The sequence below is a fragment of the Methylobacterium sp. P3_A11 genome, from assembly GCF_056403155.1.
Genome location: NZ_JBFUGA010000107.1, coordinates 1 through 19,588 on the forward strand (window position 1 = coordinate 1; position 19,588 = coordinate 19,588).

The following is a 19,588-nucleotide window of genomic DNA, read 5'->3' on the forward strand; positions in this document are numbered from 1 at the left end:
ACCGCCGCCTGCATGGCCTCGCCGCGCAGGCGCAGGAGCCTGGCGGCGTCCGCGACCGTGAGGCTGCCGGCGGCCGCGAGGGCGGCGTACTCGCCGAGCGAGTGGCCGGCCACGCAGGCCACGTCACGCGCGAGGTCGAGGCCGCGCTCGGCCTCCAGCACCCGCAACACCGCGAGGCTCGCCGCCATCAGGGCGGGCTGGGCATTGGTGGTGAGGGTCAGGTCCTCCGCCGGCCCCGCGAACATCAGCCGCGACAGGTTCTGGCCCAGGGCGGCGTCGACCTCGTCGAGCACGGCCCTGGCCTGCGGGAAGGCCTCGGCGAGGTCCCGCGCCATGCCGACCGCCTGGCTGCCCTGACCCGGAAAGATGAGTGCGCGCATGGTGCGTCCTGATCGCCGGCACGATCGGCGCGCGGACGCCGCCCGTGTCGGCCGAAACTCTGGGATGGCGGGCGCACTCGCACCCGCGGCCGCGGGTGTCAACAATGCGTCGCACCATGCCGCCCCAGGTGACGCCTCAGATGCCGCCCCACCGCGCGCGCCCGTCCGGCCCGGGACGCCCCACTGGCGCGCGCCCTGCGCAACCCGCTGTGCTTGTTGCACAACGGCATCCGGTGTAGAGTGCCGGCATACCCGACATCACCCGTCGCTCAAGCCCAAGGAGCCGCCCCGCATGGCGCGCGTCACCGTCGAAGACTGCATCGAGAAGGTCGAGAACCGCTTCGAGCTGGTGCTGCTGGCGAGCCACCGAGCCCGCCTCCTGGCTGCCGGCGCCCCGCTGACCATCGACCGCGACCGCGACAAGAACCCGGTGGTGGCCCTGCGCGAGATCGGCGACGAGACGATCACGGCCGATGACCTCAAGGAGCAGCTGATCCACTCGATGCAGAAATACGTCGAGGTGGACGAGCCGGAGGCCGAGACCGTGCCGCTGCTGTCGAGTTCGCCGGCCGCCGCCGCGGTGGCACCGCAGTCCTCCAGCGACGACGCGGCGGTCCAGTTCGACCGCATGAGCGAGGAGGATCTCCTGCGCGGCCTCGAGAACCTCGCCCCGCCGGTCGAGACCGACGACGAGGGCGAGTGAGCCGGAGCACGTGGGCCTGGATGCGCACGACCTGACCGAGACCGGACCCGGCGGAGACGCCGGGTTCTCTCGTTCCGACACCGGCGCGGCGCCGGCCGGTTTTCCCCCGCCGGGGACTGGCGCCGGCACGGCGGTTGCGGAACAATCGCGTGTGATCCCGACCCCGCGCAGCACCCAGGACTCGGCCCCGTCGCGCCGGATGATGCGCCAGTACGAGCTCGTCGAACGGGTCAAGCGCTACAACCCGGCCGCCGACGAGGCGCTGCTCAACCGCGCCTACGTGTACGCCATGCAGGCGCACGGCACGCAGAAGCGCGCCTCAGGCGACCCCTTCTTCGCCCACCCCCTCGAAGTCGCGGCGATCCTCACGGATCTCCACCTCGACGACGCCACCATCGTGGCCGCGGTGCTGCACGACACCGTCGAGGACACCGAGGCGACCCTGGACGAGATCCGCCGGCTGTTCGGGTCGGAAATCGGCGCCCTGGTGGACGGCCTGACCAAGCTCAAGCGGCTCGACCTCGTGTCGAAGCAGGCCGCGCAGGGCGAGAACTTCCGCAAGCTGCTGCTCGCGGTCGCGGCGGATGTGCGCGTGCTGCTCGTCAAGCTCGCCGACCGCCTGCACAACATGCGGACCCTCCAGCACATGCGGGAGGACAAGCGCCACCGCATCGCGCAGGAAACCCTCGACATCTACGCGCCGCTCGCCGGCCGGATGGGCATGCAGGAGCTGCGCGAGGAGCTGGAGGATCTGGCCTTCCGCAACATCGAGCCGGAGGTCTACGCCACCATCACGCAGCGGCTGGCGCGGCTCACCGCCAAGTCCGAGAGCGTGGTCGAGACCATCGCGCAGGTGCTGACCGACAAGCTCGGGGCTCAGGGGATCACCGCGGAGGTGAGCGGCCGGCAGAAGCGGCCGTTCTCGATCTGGTCGAAGATGGAACGCAAGTCCGTTGCCTTCGAGCAGCTCTCCGACATCTTCGGCTTCCGCGTGGTCGTCGACACCGTGGAAGAATGCTACGCGGCGCTGGGCATCGTCCATACCAGCTGGCCGATGGTCCCGGGCCGGTACAAGGACTACGTCTCGACCCCGAAGCAGAACGATTACCGCTCGATCCACACCACGGTGATCGGGCCGAAGAGCCAGCGCGTCGAGCTGCAGATCCGCACTCGCGCCATGGACGACATCGCCGAGTACGGCATCGCCGCCCACGCCCACTACAAGGAGATCGGCTCCGAGCTGATCAAGGATCCGGGACGCGAGGGCAGCGTGCATCCGCGGCTCGCCGCCGAGAGCGGCGCCTATCAGTGGCTGCGCCGGACCATCGAGCTGCTCGCCGAGGGCGACAGCCCGGAGGAGTTCCTGGAGCACACCAAGCTCGAGCTGTTCCAGGACCAGGTGTTCTGCTTCACCCCGAAGGGCCGGCTGATCGCCCTGCCGCGGGGGGCGACGCCGATCGACTTCGCCTACGCCGTGCATACCGATGTCGGCAACACTGCGGTCGGCGCCAAGATCAACGGCCGGATGGCGCCGCTGCTGCACGAACTCGCCAACGGCGACGAGGTCGAGATCAGCCGCTCGGACGGGGCCTCCCCCCCGGCGGCCTGGGAGTCCCTCGTAGTGACCGGCAAGGCCCGGGCGGCGATCCGGCGGGCGACCCGGGCCGCCGTGCGCCGGCAATATGCCGGGCTCGGACGCCAGATCCTGGATCGGGCCTTCGAGCGCGCGGCCAAGACCTTCTCGGAGGACAAGCTCCGCGGCGCCCTTCCGCGGCTCGCCCGGGCGACCACCGAGGACGTGTTCGCCGCCGTGGGGCGGGGCGAGATGTTCTCGGGCGACGTTGTCCGGGCCGTCTATCCCGACCACCGCGACGAGCGTCGGCCTTCCCCTGCGCAGGGGGTCGTCAACGGTGCGGGCCGCCTCGTCCGGTCGGCGGACCAGACCATGCGGCTGACCTTCCCGGGCGCCGAGGGCGGCAAGGACGGCCAGACCGAGGACCGGAGCGACGCGATCCCGATCCGGGGCCTCGCGGGCGACCTGCCGGTGACCTTCGCGCCGAATGGCGGCGCGGTCCCGGGAGACCGGATCGTCGGCATCCTGACGCCGGGCGTCGGCGTCACTGTCTACCCGATCCAGTCGGCGGCGCTCGCCGCCTTCGACAACGAGCCCGAGCGCTGGCTCGACGTCCGCTGGGACACCGAAGGACTCGGCGGCGAGCGCTTCCCCGCCCGGCTGGCGCTGAAGTCGATCAACGAACCGGGCGTGTTCGCCCAGATCGCCCAGGTGATCGCCGACCATGACGGCAACATCGACAATATCTCGATGAAGCGCCGGACCCAGGACTTCACCGACATCACGATCGACCTGTCGGTCTGGGATCTCCAGCATCTCAACGCGATCATCGCCGAGCTGCGCGGCAAGCGCCCGGTCAACAGCGTGGAGCGCGTGAACGGCTGAGGCCGCGGGCCGCAGCCGGACGCATCTGAGGTTTACAGGATCGACCTTCGTAAATCTTTCTCTTCATCACAACAGCCTGCTGCGGCCGGCCTTTCCAGTTCATCAGTCCAGGTTTTCGGGGCCGTACGTTTTCGGCTCTGCTTGACAAGGTCGCGTTTGAAACGAATGGTCCGGCGGCCAGGGCAGCGGTCGCACAGAGATGGACCGCACGGTTTCGCCCCGGATTGCAGAGACTGACGACCGTGATCGCGGCGCACCGCCCCCGGCCGTCGGCCTCGGGCGGACCCTGGCCGTTTGTTCAGACGATTTCTTGTCGCCCCCTATTGTTCGGGATTTGACCTGTTCATGCCAGCCACCCAGCGCAGCGCCATCTTCATCGACGGTGCGAACCTCTATGCCACCACCAAGGCCCTCGGCTTCGACATCGACTACAAGAAGCTTCTTAAGGAATTTCAGTCACGCGAGAACCTCCTTCGCGCATTTTACTACACGGCCATGATCGAGGACCAGGAATATTCTTCGATCCGGCCGCTGATCGACTGGCTCGACTACAACGGCTACCGCGTCGTGACCAAGCCCGTGAAGGAGTTCACGGACTCGATGGGGAGGCGCAAGTACAAGGGCAACATGGATATCGAGCTGGCGATCGATGCCCTCGAACTCAGCCCGCATATCGATCACATGATCCTGTTCTCGGGCGACGGTGATTTCCGCTCCCTGGTCGAGGCGATGCAGCGGCGTGGCGTGAAGGTGACGGTGATCTCCACCATCCAGACGCAGCCGGCGATGATCTCCGATGAATTGCGGCGGCAGGCCGACGAGTTCGTCGACCTCGCGAGTCTTGCGGGCCGGATCGGTCGCGAGCCCGGCGAGCGCCCGGCCCGGCCGGCCGGGGAGGCCCCGAGCCGCTATCGCGGCGAGGGCCGCGCGAACCCGGGCCTGGAGAACCGGTACGGCATCCGCCAGCCGGAGGCCGAGGAATAGGCCCTCACGCGTCCGTCCCGTCGAGCCATGCGAGCACCTGCCGGGCACTCTGATCCGGCGGGAAGACCGGGTAGAAGACCCGGCTGACCACGCCGTCGTCGATCACCAGGGTGAGGCGGCGGAGCAGCACCTGACCGCCCGCCTCGAAGACCGGCAGACGCGCGGCCATCGCGAAGGCCCGGTGCGGATCGGCCAGGAGCGGGAACGGCAGACGCAGCCGCTCGGCCGCCTCCCGCTGGTAGGCGCTGGTCTGGGTCGAGAGGCCGTAGACCTGCGCGACGCCCCGCGCCGTCAACGCGGCGTGGTGATCGCGGAAATCGCAGGCCTGCGGCGTGCAGCCCCGGGCGCCAGGGATTGCGTCCCAATCGGGCGTCAGGCCGGGCTGTCCCGGCTCGCCGGTGCGCGGGTAGGCGTAGGCGACCGTGCGTCCGGCAAGCCGCGCCAGCGAGACGGTTCTGCCGTCCGTGGCGGTGAGCGCCACGTCGGGAAGCCGCATGCCGCGGAGATGATCCGCCGCGCCGTCGTCGACGGGGACGGGCAGGTCGTCGGGCAGGGCGTCGTGGGTGGATGACATGGGTCGCTCCGCAGAATCGCAGGCTTGGGACGCAGCACCGGCGAATCTCGGATCTTGAGACATCACGCGGTCAGCGCCAAGGCGATCGCATTCCGGCCACCGAGACACCCTCTGCCGGGGACGTCGAAACGGCCGTCTTTGCGAGCGCAGCGAAGCAATCCAGCGGTAACGCTCGCAGACGTCGCGCTGCCCTGGGTCACTTCGCTGCGCTCGTGATGACGCGGCGCGGAAGCTGCCCCTGAAAGGCGGCGTGCTCGCTTCGGATCTAGCCCCGGTCGCGCAGCAGCCGCGCCCGGTCGCGCTGCCAGTCGCGCTCCTTCGCGGCCTCGCGCTTGTCGTGGGCCTGCTTGCCCTTGCCCAACCCCAGCTCGACCTTCGCGCGACCCTTGTCGTTGAAGTAGATCTTCAGCGGCACGACCGTGTAGCCCTGGCGCTGGGTGGCGCCGATCAGCTTGTTGATCTGGCGGCGGTGCAGGAGCAGCCGGCGCGGGCGCTTGGTGTCGTGGTTGAAGCGGTTGGCCTCCAGGTATTCCGGGATGTAGGCGTTGAACAGCATCAGGTCGTTGCCGGAGGGGCCGGCATAGGCCTCGCCGATCGTCGCCTTGCCGCCGCGGAGGGACTTCACCTCGGTGCCGGTCAGCGAGATGCCGGCCTCGAGGGTGTCCTCGATCGTGTAGTGATAGCGCGCGGCGCGGTTGTCGGCGACGATGCGCCGACTGGGCTCCGGTTTCGGGGCCATGATGCGTGACTTCCCTCAGTCGACCAGAAGGCCGGCGTGGCGCAGGGCCTCGTCCACGATGCGCTTCGTGGGCTCGGTCACCGGCACGAGCGGCAGGCGCAGCTCGTCGGTCATGTGACCGAGCCGGGACAGGGCATACTTCACCGGCGCCGGGTTGGCCTCGGCGAACAGACCCATTTGCAGGGGGAACAGCTTGTCCTGGAGGGTCAGCGCCCTGGCGTAGTCGCCCGCGAGCGTCGCCTCCTGCAGGTCGGCGCAAAGGCGCGGGGCGACGTTGGCCACCACCGAGATGCAGCCGTGGCCGCCCTGGGCGTTGTAGCCGAGCGCCGTCGCATCTTCGCCCGAAAGCTGGATGAAGCTCGCACCCATGGCCTGTCGCTGCTGGCTGACGCGGTCGATCTTGGCGGTCGCGTCCTTCACGCCGGCGATGTTCTTCAATTCGAAGAGCCGGGCCATCGTCTCGACGCTCATGTCGACGACGGAACGCGGCGGGATGTTGTAGATGATGATCGGAATGCCGACCGCATCGTTGACGGCCTTGAAGTGGGCGTAGAGGCCCGCCTGCGTCGGCTTGTTGTAGTACGGCGTCACCACCAGGACGGCGTCGGCGCCCGCGCGCTCGGCGTGCTGCGCCCGCTCGACCGCCTCCGCGGTGGAGTTGGAGCCCGCGCCCGCCACGACCGGCACGCGCCCGCCCGCCTCGTCGATGCAGGCCTCGACCACCCGGTCGTGCTCGGCATGGGTGAGGGTCGGGCTCTCGCCGGTGGTGCCGGTGGGCACGAGGCCGTGGCTGCCCTGCTCGATCTGCCAGCGCACGAATTTCCGGAAGGCGGCCTCGTCGAAGGCCCCGTCGCGGAAGGGCGTCACAAGGGCGGTGAGCGAGCCCCGCAGGCGGCTCCCGGTCATCTCGGTCATCTCAGGCGTCCCAAGGGGTCTCAACTGGGATTTCGGCGGTCTCGGTGCCGCGCGTGGTCCGCATCGTACGGGCACGGGCCGGCAGACATAGGCGGTCGCGCCACGGCGCGCAAACAGATCGTGACGACGGTTAACGCGATCTTAATGGTCGCGGCCTCAACCTCGGTCTTTCCCGCTCCGGCGATCAGCAGGGGGAAATCGTGATCCGATCCGCGGCCTCGCATCCGGCCCCGAAGCGCACGTCCCTCACCGCCGCCGCGCTCCTCGCCACCGTCGGCGTCGCGCTGGCCGGCCCAGCTGGGCCGGACGTGCCCGCGACCACGCCGCCGGCCACACAGCCCGCGCCGCCCGCGAGCGACGCCGCCCTCTCGACCGCGCAGGTCCGGGGGGCGCAGGCCGAGAAGGCCGCCGACCCGGTCGCCGCCGACGCCCTGAAGCTCGACCCGGTCCACGCCTCAGGCGGCGACGACAAGGGCGAGGAACCCGCGCGGGCGCTGCCCGCCGCGGCCTCGGCCTACGCCTCCGCCGATCCCGACGCCCCGGTGGCCTTCCCGCTGCCCGACGCCGCCGTCACCCCGGCGGCGCCGGTGCCGGAGGTGCCCGATCCCGCGCGGCCGAAGATCTCCGGCGACACCGACCCGACGCTGCTGCGCGGCGCCATCGACCTCTATCGCAAGGGCCGGGTCGCCGACGGCGACCGGATGCGCGACACCTTCACCGATCCGGCCGCGAAGGCGCTGCTCGAATGGGTGGCGATCCGCGCGGGCGCCGGCATCGGCTTCAACCGCACGGTGGCGTTCGTCCGGGCCAATCCGGACTGGCCGGCCGGCCCGCTTCTGCGCCGCCGGGCCGAGGAGGCGCTGCTCTCCGAGCGGAAATCCCCCGCGACGGTGCGGGCCTTCTTCGCCACGGCGAAGCCGGCGAGCGCGCCGGGCAAGTTCGCCCTGGCGCTCGCGCTGCGCGCCGAGGGCTCCGAGGCCGACGCCGCCGAGATGGTCCGCGACCTCTGGCGCACCGAGAGCTTCGGGCGGAGCCTGGAAGCGAAGGTGCTCGACGCCTTCCCCGATACGCTCACCCGGGTCGACCACCGCTACCGGATGGAGCGGGCGCTGCTGAAGGACGATTGGGAGAGCGCCGGCCGGGCCGCGGGCTACGCGGGCGGCGCCTATGCCAGCCTCGTGCGCGCCCGCCGGGCCGTGGAGGACAAGTCCTCCGGCGCCGCGGCCGCGCTCGCCGCGGTGCCGCCGTCGCTGCGCAGCGACGCCTCCTACACCTTCTCCCGGGCGCAGTATTTCCGCCGGGCCGACAAGCCCGAGGCCGCCGCCGCCGTGCTCGCCGCGGCGCCGAGCAATCCGGACGTGCTGGTCGATGGTGACGAATGGTGGATCGAGCGCCGGATCGTGGCGCGCAAGCTCCTCGACCTCGGCGACGCCCGGACCGCCTACGCGGTGGCGAGCCAGCAGGCGGCGCGCACGCCGGAGAAGCGGATCGAGGCCGAGTTCCACGCCGGCTGGATCGCGCTGCGCTTCGCCGGCGATCCGGCCGCCGCCGCGCAGCATTTTGCCCGGATGGCCACCGTCGCGGAGAGCCCGATCTCGCTGGCGCGGGCCGCCTACTGGCAGGGACGGGCAGCCGAGGCCCTCGGCCAGGGGGAGGAGGCGAAGCGCTTCTACGAGCGCGCGGCCCTCCAGCCGATCGCCTATTACGGCCAGGTGGCCCGGGCGCGGCTCGGCCAGACCAGCCTGCCCCTGCGGGCGCCGGCCGACCTCGAGGGCGCGGAGCGCCAGGCCTTCGACGGGCGGCTCTACATCCGCGCCCTGCGCCTGCTCGGCGAAGCCGGGATCAAGGAGCTGGCGCTGCCGCTCTACATCGACGCCGCCCGGGACCTGTCGGATCCGCGCGAACTGCAGGCGCTCGGCGACCTTGCCACCGACATGAAGGACCCCCGCGCCCTGGTGGCGATCGGCAAGCTCGCGGTGCAGCGGGGCCTGCCGCTGGACGCCCACGCCTACCCGACGATCGGGATCCCCGCCTATGAGACCTTCACGGCGGTGCCGCAGGTGGAGCGGGCCATGGTGTACGCCATCGCCCGGCAGGAGAGCCAGTTCGATCCGCGGGCGCAGTCGGGCGTCGGCGCCCGGGGCCTGATGCAGATGATGCCGGCCACCGCCCAGCGCACCGCCCGCCGGGTCGCGGCGGCGTTCGACGTCGACCGGCTGACCAGCGATCCCGCCTACTGCGCCAAGCTCGGCCAAGCCCATCTCGGCGAGCTGATGGAGGATTGGCGCGGCTCCTACGTGCTCGCCTTCGCCTCCTACAACGCCGGCGGCGGCAACGTGAAGAAGTGGATCGACGCCTACGGCGACCCGCGCAAGGGCGACGTCGATGTGATCGACTGGGTCGAGCGGATCCCGTTCACGGAGACGCGCAACTACGTGCAGCGGGTGATGGAGAACCTGCAGGTCTACCGCTCGCGACTCGACAGTCGCAGCGCCCTGCTGATCGACGGCGACCTCCACCGCGGGGCGCGGTAGCGAGCTCCACACCGTCTTTGCGAGCGGAGCGAAGCAACCCAGTCGCGCCGGACCGCCGGACGTCGCGTTGCCCTGGGTTGCTTCGCTCCGCTCGCAAAGACGAAGTTCTCGACCAGCAGCCTGCCGCCGGGACGTAACCCGCACGCCGCCGCGGCGAAGCTTGCGGTTGTGCCTTTGGCCCTTCTCTCCCTACAAGATGGGCCGTTCCGCATTGACCGGCTCCCAAGAGCCCGCCAAGAGCCCGCGCCGCCGAGAGGTTCCCCCATGATGCGTTCGAGATTGGGTTTCGCCCTTCTGCTGGGCACCGCGCTCGTGGCCGCCGCCCCGGCCCTGGCCCAGGAGGCCTCCACCGCCGAGCAGACGATCGACGTGATGAACACGCTGTTCGGCAAGCATCCGGGGGCGCGGGCCAACCACGCCAAGGGCGTGGTCGCCGAGGGCAGCTTCACCCCGTCGCCCGAGGCGGCCAAGATCAGCAAGGCCTCCCTGTTCAAGGGGCCGGCCGTGCCGGTGACGGTCCGCTTCTCGGACGCCACCGGCGTCCCGACCATCCCGGACGGCGTCGCCGACGCCAACCCGCACGGCCTCGCCCTCAAGTTCAAGCTGAGCGACGGCGCCGAGATGGACGTCGTCACCAACGCGCTGAAATACTTCCCCGTCGCCACGGGCGAGGAGTTCCGCGACCTCCTGAAGGCCGTCGCCGACAGCGGCCCGAATGCCGCGCATCCCACCGCGCTGGAGCGCTTCGCCGCCGCCCATCCGGCCGCCGCCACCGCGGGCGGGACCGCCAAGACCCCATCGAGCCTCGCCCGACAGACCTATAACGGCGTCAACGCCTTCCTCTTCGTCGACGACGCCGGCAAGCGGCAGCCGTTCCGATTCCGCTTCGTACCGGTGCAGGGCGAGGAGATCCTGCCGCCCGAGGAGGCGGCCAAGCGCGATCCGAACTTCCTGATGGCCGAGATCGGCCCGCGGGTCGCCAAGACGCCGGCACAATTCAGGATGCTGGCCCAGCTCGCCGAGCCGGGCGACCCGACGAACGACGCCACGAAGGCCTGGCCGGACGACCGCAAGACGGTCGATCTCGGCACCGTGACGGTGAACAAGGTCGTGCCCGACAGCGCCGAGGCCGAGAAGGCGCTGCTGTTCATGCCCAACAACCTCACCGACGGCATCGAGGTCTCGGACGACCCGCTGATCGACGCCCGCGTCCAGGCCTACGCGGTCTCGTTCAGCCGCCGTTCGCAGTAGCGCCCACCGCCACGGACGGCCGGGATCGCCGATCGCACGCCCATCGCCGCGACGCCGCGCAGGGTTCGACCTGCGCCGCACCTGTCGGTGCCCTTCGTAGCGGCCTGGCGGATTCACGCATCTCCCTTGGCAACGCGGCGTCGGGACCGGGCGCGGGTCCCCTCTCCACCCGAGTCGGGCGTGCCCGAATGGGGCTCCTCGGTGCGGATCTCGGGCAGGCCCGAGGCCCGTGCGGGAGAGGGTGAGGGATGCGCGGCATCCGCAGACAGCGCGACGGGTCCGCCCGTCGACCGCGTGCTCGATCCTGACGCGTCCCGCCCCTCAACCCAACCCTCTCCCGCACGGGAGAGGGGGCGCGTCGCGCTCGGCCGCCAGCGCCCGTGCCCGAGCCGGATGCATGAACATCGCGGCTACGCCCCCTCGGCAGCCTGACTCAAGCGCATCAGCAATACGCTCAAGGCCCGGGCGCAGGCCTCCGTGCTGCGGCCTTCCGTGGGGACGGTCAGGTCCGGCCGCTCCGGCGCCTCGTAGGGCGCCGAGATGCCGGTGAAACCCGGGATGCGACCGGCGCGGGCCAGCCGGTACAGGCCCTTCGGATCCCGGGCCTCGCACAGACCGAGCGGCGTATCGACGAACACCTCCAGGAACGGGATGTCGCCAGCGATCCGGCGCGCCAGCGCCCGGTCGGCCCGGTAGGGCGAGATCAGCGAGACGATCACCACCGATCCCGCCTCGGCCATCAGCCGCGCCACCTCGGCGGTGCGCCGGACGTTCTCGGCGCGGTCCTCCGGCGAGAAGGCGAGGTCGGCGTTCAACCCGTGGCGGAGGTTGTCGCCGTCGAGGACGGCGCTGTGGCGGCCGGCCGCCAGGAGCGTCCGGTCGGCTTCCGCCGCGAGGGTCGACTTCCCCGCCCCCGACAGGCCGGTCAGCCAAGCGATCACCGGCAGCTGTCCGAGACGCGCCCAGCGCTCTTCCCGGGGCTGGAGCCTGTGCCACGTGACGCCGGTCGGGATCTTCTGCACGACGCCCATATCCACCGCCTGGGGCATGCGCCGCGCGCGGCTGCCCGTTGTCCGGAAAAGTCTGCGTGGTCGGGGGTCCGGCATGCGGCGCCTAAGGCACGCGCCAGACCGGAAAGCCGATGGCGTCGCCGACGCGCTCCCTGGCCTCCTCCAGGAGGTGTGCCGCGTGCCGCCGCCAGGCAGGCGGCGGGCGGAAGGCGGCGTGCGCCGTCGCGGCCGTCACCAGCGCATCGACCAGGGCCTCCGTCTCCGGCGCGATCGGGCGCGCGGCGAGTTCGTTCGGAGGGGCTGCGGGGGCGGGCGCGACGACCGCGTCCCAGGATTGCCCCCAGCAGGATGCGGCGAAGCGGGCGTTCGCGCTCGCGAAGCGCGTCGCCACCCGCACCAGGCCCTCCGAATCGTCTCCGCGGAACCGATCCGCGTCGAGTCCCCGCGCCCACGCCCAGTCGTCGAGGAAATGGCCGAGCCGGCGAGGATGCCCGATCACCTGCCTGTGCACGCCGAGCCGGTACAGGCGGCGCGCGGCCTCGACCGCGACGGGTCCGGAACTCCGGTTCGTCCGATAGTCCAGGTCGGCCGGATCGATCAGCGGCGCGAGGCGCTCGCCGAGCCCGAGACCGTCGATCAACCGCCGGAGCAGCGGCGCCTCGGACCGGCGGTCGCGGTAGGGCACGGCAACGACCCGTCCCGCCGCGGCACGCCGCCAGGGTTCGAGCCGGGCCGCGTAATCGTAGCGCCCGGACGCGCCCTCGCCGCGCAGGAAACCGCGGAAGGTTCGGCCTTCGCAGACCACCTGCGTTCGCAGGGCGTAGGCCGAGGCCAGCTGCTCCCCCTGTGGCTTGACCACCAGCGCCGCCTCCAGGGCGAAGCCGTGCCGCGCGAAGAGCGCCCGCAGGGTCTCCGGCACGGACCAGCAGGGGCGTTGCACGGAGAAGTCCTCGTAGGACAGGAGCAGGGTGTCCGCCCGGGTGGTGCCGAGGATCCCGTCGAGGCGTGCGAGGGCGTCGCGGCGCTCCGCGGCGGGGCGGCGGCGGTCCAGGGCCTGGCCGAGCCGGAAGTGGTTGACGTCGTCGCTCCCCGGGGATCCGGGGGGCGCGAGCGCCGGGTAGCAGATCCCGACGGAGTCGAGCCGCGGCCTGAGGCGGGTCAGGACCTCCTGGAACGAGGTCGAGCCGGTTCGCGGCATGCCGATATGGACGATCGCGCGGCGCACCTGTGCTGTCGACCTCGCTGGACTGCGTGATTGCGGCCAGGTCTCAGCCCAGAAGAGCACAATCCACGTCTCCCTCAAGGACGCGGATGTCTCGGGAAAGAGCCTGCCAAATCCGTAATCACGGTCCGATCACGGGAACGCGACCAGAAATAGCCAAGCTCCGTTTCTGCTCTATTTCAGGACATGCCGGACGCGGCGGCCGGCCCCGGCGTGACCGTTCGGAGCCGGCGGCTCCAGAGGCGGAGGACCGCGCACCGCCGTCCGCACCGGACAGGCCGCCGCGGGATGGCGGGACGAGGCGGCTTCGGTCCGATCTCGATGCGAGTACCGGAGGGCGCAGCCCCGACGGACGACGACGTTTCCCCACCGGCTGAGGCGGCGCGCTCCTCTCGTTGCGGGCAAGCCTCGGAGGCGGGGCGCGCCGGGTCAAGCGGTGTGGGTGCCTTCCGCACCACCCCACCCCTTGCCCGGGACGGGGAGGGAAAGCCACGCGCAGTCCTGACGGTCTCGGCGCCTGAGCGATCCGTGTAGGGCCTCGAGCCCGCTCGGGAGAGGAAACCCGTCTCGGTCCCGATCGGCGATCGCTGCCCTGCGGCGCGCCCTAGCCCTCGGCCTCCGCGTCCGCGCGCCGGAGCAGGAACACCCCCTGTGCGCCGAACAGGTTCCAGACCCACCACGGCATCGAGAACCGCATCGGCCGGCCGCGGGCGTCCAATGCCGTGGCGTGCTCGATCCGGGCGCCGATCAGGCGGCAGAGGCCGACGAAGTCGCGGATCGTGCAATGGTGGATGTTGGGTGTCTCCCACCACGCATCCGGCATGATCTCGGTGACTGGCATGCGTCCGCGGAAGGCCAGCTCGGACCGGACCCGCCAATGCCCGAAATTCGGGAACGAGATGATCACCTGCCGGCCGATGCGCAGGAGGTGCTCCAGCACCACCCGGGGATTGCGGGTCGCCTGGATGGTCTGGGACAGGACCACCACGTCGAAGGCGCCGTCCGGGTAATTGGCGAGGTCGGTGTCGGCGTCGCCCTGGATCACCGACAGGCCGCGGGCGAGGCAGGCGTTGACGCCCTCGCGGGACAATTCGATCCCGCGCCCGTCGATGCCGCGCCGGTCGCGCAGCAGTGCCAGCAGGGAGCCGTCACCGCAGCCGATATCGAGGACCCGGGCGCCTGCCGGCACGAGACCGAGGACCACGATGTGGTCGACCCGGTCGMCGCCGCCCCCGACCGCGTGGGGCAGGGTGTCGGCCCGCTCCCAGGGGGTCCGGTGCGCGGCCTTGCCCAGGGGCATCTTGCCGAACGTCATCTTGCCCGGCCGGCCACTCACAGCCCGCGCGCCCGGGCGGCGGCGTCGATGAAGCCGCGGGCGGCGGAGAACATCGCCGGCTCGTCGAGCAGGAAGGCGTCGTGGCCCTTGTCGCTCTCGACCTCCACGAAGGCCACCGGCGCCGCGGCGGCGTTCAGCGCGTGGACGATCGCCCGCGAGTCTCGGGTCGGGAACAGCCAGTCCGACGTGAAGGAGATCACGCAGAAGCGGGTCTTGGTGCCCCGGAACGCGTTGGCCAGCACGCCGCCGTGGTCCTCGGCGAGGTCGAAATAGTCCATGGCCCGGGTGAGATAGAGGTAGGCGTTGGCGTCGAACCGCTCGACGAAGCTCAGGCCCTGATGGCGCAGGTAGCTCTCGATCTGGAAGTCGGCGTTGAACGAGAAGGTCGGCGCCGAGCCGCCCTGGAAGCGCCGGCCGAACTTCCGGTGAAGGGCCGGCTCGGAGAGATAGGTGATGTGTGCGCCCATCCGGGCGACGCCCAGGCCCTTGGCGGGCCGCGTGCCCGCCTCGAGGTAGCGCCCGTCCGCCCAGGCGGGATCGGCCATGATCGCCTGACGGCCGACCTCGTGGAAGGCGATGTTCTGCGCGGAGTGGCGGGCGCCGGTGGCGATCGGCATCGCGGCGAAGACGCGCTCGGGGTAGAGCGCGGCCCATTGCAGCACCTGCATCCCGCCCATCGAGCCGCCGATGCACAGGAACAGATCCTGGATGCCGAGGCGCTCCAGCAGCATCGCCTGGGCGCGGACCATGTCGCGGATCGTCACCAGCGGGAAGTTCAAGCCATAGGGCCGCCCCGTCGCCGGGTCGATCGAGGCCGGGCCGGTGGAGCCCATGCAGGAGCCGATGACGTTCGAGCAGACGACGAAGTAGCGGTCCGTGTCGATCGGCTTGCCGGGGCCGACCAGCGTCTCCCACCAGCCCGGCTTGCCCGTCACCGGATGGGTGTGGGCGAAGTACTGGTCGCCGGTGAGCGCGTGACAGATCAGCACCGCGTTCGAACGGGCGGCGTTGAGGGTGCCGGCGGTCTGGTAGGCGATCTGGAAGGGCGCGAGTTCGACGCCCGCATCGGTGAGCAGCGGTGTGTCCGCGGAGAAGCGTGCCACCGGGCTCTTCGGGTCGAGCGCCTGCGAGCGCTCGGAGGCGCGCCGCGACGGCTCGTCGATCGGGTCCGGCCGCAGAGCCGTGTCCGGTTGGGTGTCCATGGCGGGTCTTGACGACCGTGTATCCGATCGGATCCGAACCGGGAGAGCAGGGTGCCGGCTGACGCGCCGCACTCGCCCGACGCGGCCAGCAGCCCCGGAGGTAATGCTCCGGACGCCAAGCGTCAACGCGCGCAAGGGGGTCAGGCCCGTCTGGCCGCGTCCGACGCAGCGCGGACGCGGCCGCTCGGTCCGGGTCGCGCGCATCGGAGAGACGGGATGTCCCGCCGGATGCGGTCGCTCGAAGGACAGCCGCCGATGCGCCGGTCGGAGCGCGTCGCGTACGCCGCCAAGGCGGCTCGACCAAGCGCGCTGCACCGTCCGGAACGCGGTTCAACACGGCACGCACTGGACATCTCCCACGCGCGTCCCACGCGCGCTGTCGCCGCGATGGCGAAGGTCTCCAATCACCCATCGCGGGCGCCAATGTGCCCGGACACAGGATCGAGGCTGCGCCCTAAACGCCTGCCCTCACGCGATCGGTGCCGCCATCACGGCCAGCCCCAGCGCCGGCAGGCCCAGCGCGAGCGCGGCCCGGGCATCGAGCCGGTCGGCGCGGATCCCGCCGCGCCAGTGCCGGCTCGCCGCGCTCTCGATGAGGATCCCGGCGAGAACGAGACCGCAGCCGATCACCGCCTGAAACGAAACCATCACCACCTCGTCCAGCCGACCGCGCACCCTGGGGCGGCGCCCGCTTCCCGCTGGAAAAGCCGGGCCGGAGGCCGATGTTCCTCAGCGCATCGCGGTCGCGCAGGCCGCGAAGACAAGGGCCGCGCCGGCGGCCGTGATGCAGCCGTTGGCCCAGGGCGCGGCTTCGACGCGGCGCAGGCGGCAATCCGCAGCCACCGACATGAGGATCCCGATCAGGAACAGGCTGCAGGGGATCAGGTCACCGGGCATCGTCGATCCATCCAGGCGCTGTGGGGCGCGGCACGCCCGACGCGCCCCCGTTCTCCCGGATCAACAGGCCGAAACGTGGCGAGTGCCCCGCGACATTTGCGCGTCGCGGTTTTGCCGCGGATGGATCCTCGGCCTCAGAGCTTGGTCGAGGCTGGCTGCGTGTCGAAATCCTCCGGTCCCATGTCGAGCAGGTCGTTCGGCGTCTCGGTCCGGTCGTAGGCGCGACTCGCGGCGGCCTCGATCGCCGCTTGGTTGCGGGCGAACAGGTCGAGGGGGGCGAGGTCGGGTCCGCCCGCGAAGCGCTGGCGCAGGACGGGGATCGGCACGTCGATCCCGATCACCCGCTGGCCGTTCGTCATGGCGAAGCGGATCAGGGTTTCGTCGGCGGGCAGGATGTGGGCGCCGCCGTCCAGATAGCGTTCGAGGGGCATGGTGCTCTCCTTGTCGCAGGCCGATGCGTGGCCCGGGAGAAGTAGGGCGACGCGGCCGCGAGAGCCATGGACCGGCGCCGCGGAGGGCCGGGTTCACCGGCACGGGAAATGTTGTAGACGGGCGCGCAAGCCCTCCAGCCCGCGAATCCCGAGTCGCCTCCCATGTCCGCCCCCCGACCCGCCCGTCCGGAACCGCGCCCCGGCGTCCTGGCGATCGACACCTACGTGCCCGGCAAGAGCGGGCGGCCCGGCGGCGGCAAGGTCTACAAGCTCTCGTCGAACGAGACGCCGCTCGGCCCGAGCCCGGCGGCGCTCGCCGCGCTCCACGAGGCGACCGCCAAGCTGGAGACCTATCCGGACGGCCGTGCCACGGCGCTGCGCACCGCCATCGCCAGGCGCTACGGTCTCGATCCCGAGCGGATCGTCTGCGGCGCGGGCTCGGACGAGCTGCTCTCCCTGCTCGCCTATGCGTATGGCGGGCCGGGTACCGAGGGCATCTATTCCGAGCACGGCTTTCTCGTGTACCGCATCGCCATCCTGGCCTCGGGCGGCGCGCCCGTGGTGGCGCCCGAGCGCGACCTCACGGTCGATGTCGACGCGATCCTGGCCCGGGTCACCGACCGGACGCGGATCGTCTACGTCACCAACCCCAACAACCCGACCGGCACCTACCTGCCCTTCGACGAGATCCGCCGGCTGCATGCCGGCCTGCCGCCGCACGTGCTCCTGGTGATCGACGGCGCCTACGCCGAGTACGTCCGGGCCAACGACTACTCGGCCGGGCTCGAGCTGGCGCTGGAATCCGAGAACGTCGTGATGACCCGCACCTTCTCGAAGATCCACGGGCTCGCCGCCGTGCGGATCGGCTGGATGGTGGCGCCGTCCCACGTGGTGGACGCGGTCAACCGGATCCGCGGCCCGTTCAACGTCTCGGGCCCGGCGATCGCCGCGGGTTCGGCCGCCATCGGCGACGAGGCGCACATGGCGGCGGCCGCCGCCCACAACGCCGCGTGGCTGCCGAAGCTCACCGAGGGCGCCCGGGCGCTCGGGCTCACCGTCACGCCGAGCGTGGCGAATTTCGTGCTGATCCACTTCCCCGACGCGCCGGGCCGCACGGCCGCCGACGCCGACGCCTTCCTCACCGAGCGCGGTCTGATCACCCGGCGTGTCACCGCCTACGGCCTGCCGAACGCCCTGCGGGTGACGGTGGCGGGCGCGGAGGCGAACGAAGCCTTCCTGGCGGCGCTCGGCGACTTCGTGCGGGGCCATCATGCCTGAGACGCCCAGGGCGGAGCCCGTGGTCGAACGCCTCGCCATCGTCGGCCTCGGCCTGATCGGCTCCTCGATCGCCCGGGCGGCGCGGCGCTACGGCCTCGCCCGCACGGTCGTGGCCGTCGACCGCGACGCGGCCGTGCGCGAACGGGTGCGCGAACTCGGCATCGCCGACGTCGTCACGGGCGACCCGGCCGAGGGCGCGGCCGACACCGACCTCGTGATCCTGTGCGTGCCGGTGGGCGCCATCGGGGACGCGGCCGCCGAGATGGCACCGCATCTCAAGCCCGGCGCCATCGTGTCGGATGTCGGCTCGGTGAAGGGCGCCGTGGTGGCGGCGATCCGGCCACACCTGCCCGAGGGTGTCGCCCTCGTCCCCGGCCACCCGATCGCCGGAACGGAGTTCTCGGGTCCGGATGCCGGCTTCGCGACCCTGTTCAACGGCCGCTGGTGCATCCTGACCCCGCCCGAGGGCACGGACCCGGCAGCCGTGGAGCGGGTCCGGGCGCTGTGGGAAGGCATGGGCGCCAATGTCGAGGCGATGAGCGCCGAGCACCACGACCACGTGCTGGCGATCACCAGCCACCTGCCGCACCTGATCGCCTACAACATCGTCGGCACCGCGGCCGACCTCGAAGCGGCGACGCAATCCGAAGTGATCAAGTTCTCGGCGAGCGGATTCCGCGATTTCACCCGCATCGCCGCCTCCGACCCGACCATGTGGCGGGACATCTTCCTCAACAACCGCGAGGCGGTGCTGGAGATGCTCGGGCGGTTCAACGAGGACCTGTCGGCGCTGGCCAAGGCGGTGCGCTGGGGCGACGGCGACGCCCTGCACGCCATGTTCACCCGCACCCGGGCGATCCGGCGCAGCATCGTCGCGCAGGGCCAGGAGACCGCGGCCCCGGATTTCGGCCGGCCGCGGCCGCCGGAAGAGTAGGGAAGTCTGGACGGCTCGCGATGCTCGCACCGTCGTCCTTGCGAGCGGCGCGAAGCAATCCAGGGTGGCGCCACGCTCAAGGCTGTCGCGCTGCCCTGGGTCACTTCGCTGCGCTCGTGATGACGGTGAGAGCGCTCACGCCGGCGGGCGGTTGACCAGGACCGGCCGCGCCGCCGTTCGCTCCGGGAACAGCTGCTTCAGGGCTTCGAGCTTCGGCGCGTCGTTGGCGGCGATGTACGGGTGGCCGGGGTGCAGGGCCATGTAATCCTGATGGTAGGCCTCGGCCGGGTAGAACGCGGCGCCTAGCTCGATCTTGGTGGCGACCGGCCGGGCATAGACCTTGGCCGCGTCGAGCTGGGCGATGTAGGCCCGCGCCACCCGCGCCTGCTCGGCATCCTGCGGGAACAGGGCCGAGCGGTATTGCCGGCCGGTATCGGGTCCCTGGCGGTCCACCTGCGTCGGGTCCAGCGCCACCGAGAAGAAGATCCGCAGCAGGTCATCGTAGCGGATCGCGGCCGGGTCGTAGGTGACCGCCACGGCCTCGGCATGGCCGGTCCCGCCGCCGCTCACCGTCCGGTAATCGGCATCCGCGCGGGTGCCCCCCGCGTAGCCCGAGACCGCCCTGCTCACCCCCCGGACGTGCTGGAACACCCCCTGGACGCCCCAGAAGCAGCCCCCGGCGAACACCGCCACGCGCGAGCCCGGCGCCTCGCCGGCCTGGATGGCGGCCTCCGGCAGGC

At 71.4% G+C, this 19,588-nt stretch carries 19 protein-coding genes; 7 read left to right on the forward strand and 12 right to left on the reverse strand.

Features of this window, described 5'->3' with window-relative positions:
* Positions 1-380, reverse strand: a 380-nt coding sequence (locus AC1DXK_RS25190) for an ACP S-malonyltransferase (protein WP_477299389.1), incomplete at its 3' end; no start/stop codon positions are given.
* Between the two features lie 292 nt (positions 381-672).
* Here AC1DXK_RS25190 and rpoZ point away from each other — a divergent pair.
* The 3 genes from rpoZ (at position 673) to AC1DXK_RS25205 (ending at position 4,525) form a co-directional block, all read left to right on the forward strand.
* Positions 673-1,083: a DNA-directed RNA polymerase subunit omega gene (gene rpoZ / locus AC1DXK_RS25195; RefSeq protein WP_010685409.1), complete on the forward strand. Its 411-nt coding sequence runs from the start codon at positions 673-675 to the stop codon at positions 1,081-1,083.
* Positions 1,084-1,282: 199 nt separating this feature from the next.
* Complete coding sequence (locus tag AC1DXK_RS25200; protein ID WP_457106509.1) at positions 1,283-3,541, forward strand: RelA/SpoT family protein; 2,259 nt, start codon at positions 1,283-1,285, stop codon at positions 3,539-3,541.
* 345 nt (positions 3,542-3,886) lie between these two features.
* Positions 3,887-4,525 carry a LabA-like NYN domain-containing protein gene (locus tag AC1DXK_RS25205; protein WP_457106456.1) on the forward strand — a complete coding sequence of 213 codons (639 nt, stop codon included), beginning with the start codon at positions 3,887-3,889 and terminating at the stop codon, positions 4,523-4,525.
* 4 nt (positions 4,526-4,529) lie between these two features.
* Here AC1DXK_RS25205 and AC1DXK_RS25210 read toward each other — a convergent pair whose 3' ends face one another.
* The 3 genes from AC1DXK_RS25210 to dapA all read right to left on the reverse strand — a co-directional run bounded on the left by AC1DXK_RS25210 (position 4,530) and on the right by dapA (position 6,753).
* Entirely contained in the window at positions 4,530-5,099 is a 570-nt protein-coding gene (locus tag AC1DXK_RS25210; RefSeq protein ID WP_457106455.1) for a peroxiredoxin, read from the reverse strand.
* 265 nt (positions 5,100-5,364) lie between these two features.
* The gene (smpB, locus tag AC1DXK_RS25215) at positions 5,365-5,838 is read right to left on the reverse strand and encodes an SsrA-binding protein SmpB (protein WP_457106454.1); all 474 of its coding nucleotides are present in this window, start codon (positions 5,836-5,838) and stop codon (positions 5,365-5,367) included.
* A 15-nt stretch (positions 5,839-5,853) separates the two neighbouring features.
* On the reverse strand, positions 5,854-6,753 hold the full coding sequence (gene dapA, locus AC1DXK_RS25220; protein WP_457106453.1) for a 4-hydroxy-tetrahydrodipicolinate synthase: 900 nt from the start codon (positions 6,751-6,753) through the stop codon (positions 5,854-5,856).
* A 200-nt stretch (positions 6,754-6,953) separates the two neighbouring features.
* Here dapA and AC1DXK_RS25225 point away from each other — a divergent pair, with 200 nt between their 5' ends.
* Together AC1DXK_RS25225 and AC1DXK_RS25230 are read left to right on the forward strand one after the other, a co-directional pair.
* On the forward strand, positions 6,954-9,287 hold the full coding sequence (locus AC1DXK_RS25225; protein ID WP_457106452.1) for a lytic transglycosylase domain-containing protein: 2,334 nt from the start codon (positions 6,954-6,956) through the stop codon (positions 9,285-9,287).
* Between the two features lie 264 nt (positions 9,288-9,551).
* Positions 9,552-10,538: a catalase family peroxidase gene (locus AC1DXK_RS25230; RefSeq protein ID WP_457106451.1), complete on the forward strand. Its 987-nt coding sequence runs from the start codon at positions 9,552-9,554 to the stop codon at positions 10,536-10,538.
* A gap of 410 nt (positions 10,539-10,948) precedes the next feature.
* Here the strand turns inward: AC1DXK_RS25230 and cysC are convergent, their stop codons facing one another.
* The 7 genes from cysC to AC1DXK_RS25265 all read right to left on the reverse strand — a co-directional run bounded on the left by cysC (position 10,949) and on the right by AC1DXK_RS25265 (position 16,636).
* A complete protein-coding gene (cysC, locus tag AC1DXK_RS25235; protein ID WP_457106508.1) occupies positions 10,949-11,569 on the reverse strand; it encodes an adenylyl-sulfate kinase in 621 nt (206 codons plus the stop codon).
* A gap of 82 nt (positions 11,570-11,651) precedes the next feature.
* The gene (locus tag AC1DXK_RS25240) at positions 11,652-12,773 is read right to left on the reverse strand and encodes a hypothetical protein (RefSeq protein ID WP_457106450.1); all 1,122 of its coding nucleotides are present in this window, start codon (positions 12,771-12,773) and stop codon (positions 11,652-11,654) included.
* Between the two features lie 601 nt (positions 12,774-13,374).
* Positions 13,375-14,085: a methionine biosynthesis protein MetW gene (metW, locus tag AC1DXK_RS25245; RefSeq protein WP_477299390.1), complete on the reverse strand. Its 711-nt coding sequence runs from the start codon at positions 14,083-14,085 to the stop codon at positions 13,375-13,377.
* Positions 14,086-14,102: 17 nt separating this feature from the next.
* The gene (gene metX / locus AC1DXK_RS25250) at positions 14,103-15,308 is read right to left on the reverse strand and encodes a homoserine O-acetyltransferase MetX (RefSeq protein WP_457106448.1); all 1,206 of its coding nucleotides are present in this window, start codon (positions 15,306-15,308) and stop codon (positions 14,103-14,105) included.
* 468 nt (positions 15,309-15,776) lie between these two features.
* On the reverse strand, positions 15,777-15,956 hold the full coding sequence (locus AC1DXK_RS25255; RefSeq protein WP_457106447.1) for a hypothetical protein: 180 nt from the start codon (positions 15,954-15,956) through the stop codon (positions 15,777-15,779).
* Positions 15,957-16,037: 81 nt separating this feature from the next.
* On the reverse strand, positions 16,038-16,205 hold the full coding sequence (locus tag AC1DXK_RS25260) for a hypothetical protein (RefSeq protein ID WP_457106446.1): 168 nt from the start codon (positions 16,203-16,205) through the stop codon (positions 16,038-16,040).
* Between the two features lie 134 nt (positions 16,206-16,339).
* Positions 16,340-16,636 carry a hypothetical protein gene (locus AC1DXK_RS25265; RefSeq protein WP_457106445.1) on the reverse strand — a complete coding sequence of 99 codons (297 nt, stop codon included), beginning with the start codon at positions 16,634-16,636 and terminating at the stop codon, positions 16,340-16,342.
* A gap of 162 nt (positions 16,637-16,798) precedes the next feature.
* Here AC1DXK_RS25265 and AC1DXK_RS25270 point away from each other — a divergent pair, with 162 nt between their 5' ends.
* Both AC1DXK_RS25270 and AC1DXK_RS25275 read left to right on the forward strand, forming a co-directional pair.
* Positions 16,799-17,914: a pyridoxal phosphate-dependent aminotransferase gene (locus AC1DXK_RS25270; RefSeq protein ID WP_457106444.1), complete on the forward strand. Its 1,116-nt coding sequence runs from the start codon at positions 16,799-16,801 to the stop codon at positions 17,912-17,914.
* Entirely contained in the window at positions 17,907-18,848 is a 942-nt protein-coding gene (locus tag AC1DXK_RS25275; protein WP_457106443.1) for a prephenate/arogenate dehydrogenase family protein, read from the forward strand. Before AC1DXK_RS25270 ends, AC1DXK_RS25275 begins: the two co-directional genes overlap by 8 nt.
* A 135-nt stretch (positions 18,849-18,983) precedes the next feature.
* Here the strand turns inward: AC1DXK_RS25275 and msrA are convergent.
* The coding region (gene msrA, locus AC1DXK_RS25280; RefSeq protein WP_477299391.1) for a peptide-methionine (S)-S-oxide reductase MsrA at positions 18,984-19,588 on the reverse strand (605 nt) is incomplete at its 5' end.

What these genes read in the sequence shown, in the direction of transcription:
- rpoZ (WP_010685409.1), top strand. Translation starts at nt 673, where the DNA reads ATGGCGCGCGTCACCGTCGAAGACTGCATCGAGAAGGTCGAGAACCGC.
- AC1DXK_RS25200 (WP_457106509.1), top strand. Translation starts at nt 1,283, where the DNA reads ATGATGCGCCAGTACGAGCTCGTCGAACGGGTCAAGCGCTACAACCCG.
- AC1DXK_RS25205 (WP_457106456.1), top strand. Translation starts at nt 3,887, where the DNA reads ATGCCAGCCACCCAGCGCAGCGCCATCTTCATCGACGGTGCGAACCTC.
- AC1DXK_RS25210 (WP_457106455.1), bottom strand. Translation starts at nt 5,099, where the DNA reads ATGTCATCCACCCACGACGCCCTGCCCGACGACCTGCCCGTCCCCGTC.
- smpB (WP_457106454.1), bottom strand. Translation starts at nt 5,838, where the DNA reads ATGGCCCCGAAACCGGAGCCCAGTCGGCGCATCGTCGCCGACAACCGC.
- dapA (WP_457106453.1), bottom strand. Translation starts at nt 6,753, where the DNA reads ATGACCGAGATGACCGGGAGCCGCCTGCGGGGCTCGCTCACCGCCCTT.
- AC1DXK_RS25230 (WP_457106451.1), top strand. Translation starts at nt 9,552, where the DNA reads ATGATGCGTTCGAGATTGGGTTTCGCCCTTCTGCTGGGCACCGCGCTC.
- cysC (WP_457106508.1), bottom strand. Translation starts at nt 11,569, where the DNA reads ATGGGCGTCGTGCAGAAGATCCCGACCGGCGTCACGTGGCACAGGCTC.
- metX (WP_457106448.1), bottom strand. Translation starts at nt 15,308, where the DNA reads ATGGACACCCAACCGGACACGGCTCTGCGGCCGGACCCGATCGACGAG.
- AC1DXK_RS25255 (WP_457106447.1), bottom strand. Translation starts at nt 15,956, where the DNA reads ATGGTTTCGTTTCAGGCGGTGATCGGCTGCGGTCTCGTTCTCGCCGGG.
- AC1DXK_RS25260 (WP_457106446.1), bottom strand. Translation starts at nt 16,205, where the DNA reads ATGCCCGGTGACCTGATCCCCTGCAGCCTGTTCCTGATCGGGATCCTC.
- AC1DXK_RS25265 (WP_457106445.1), bottom strand. Translation starts at nt 16,636, where the DNA reads ATGCCCCTCGAACGCTATCTGGACGGCGGCGCCCACATCCTGCCCGCC.
- AC1DXK_RS25270 (WP_457106444.1), top strand. Translation starts at nt 16,799, where the DNA reads ATGTCCGCCCCCCGACCCGCCCGTCCGGAACCGCGCCCCGGCGTCCTG.
- AC1DXK_RS25275 (WP_457106443.1), top strand. Translation starts at nt 17,907, where the DNA reads ATGCCTGAGACGCCCAGGGCGGAGCCCGTGGTCGAACGCCTCGCCATC.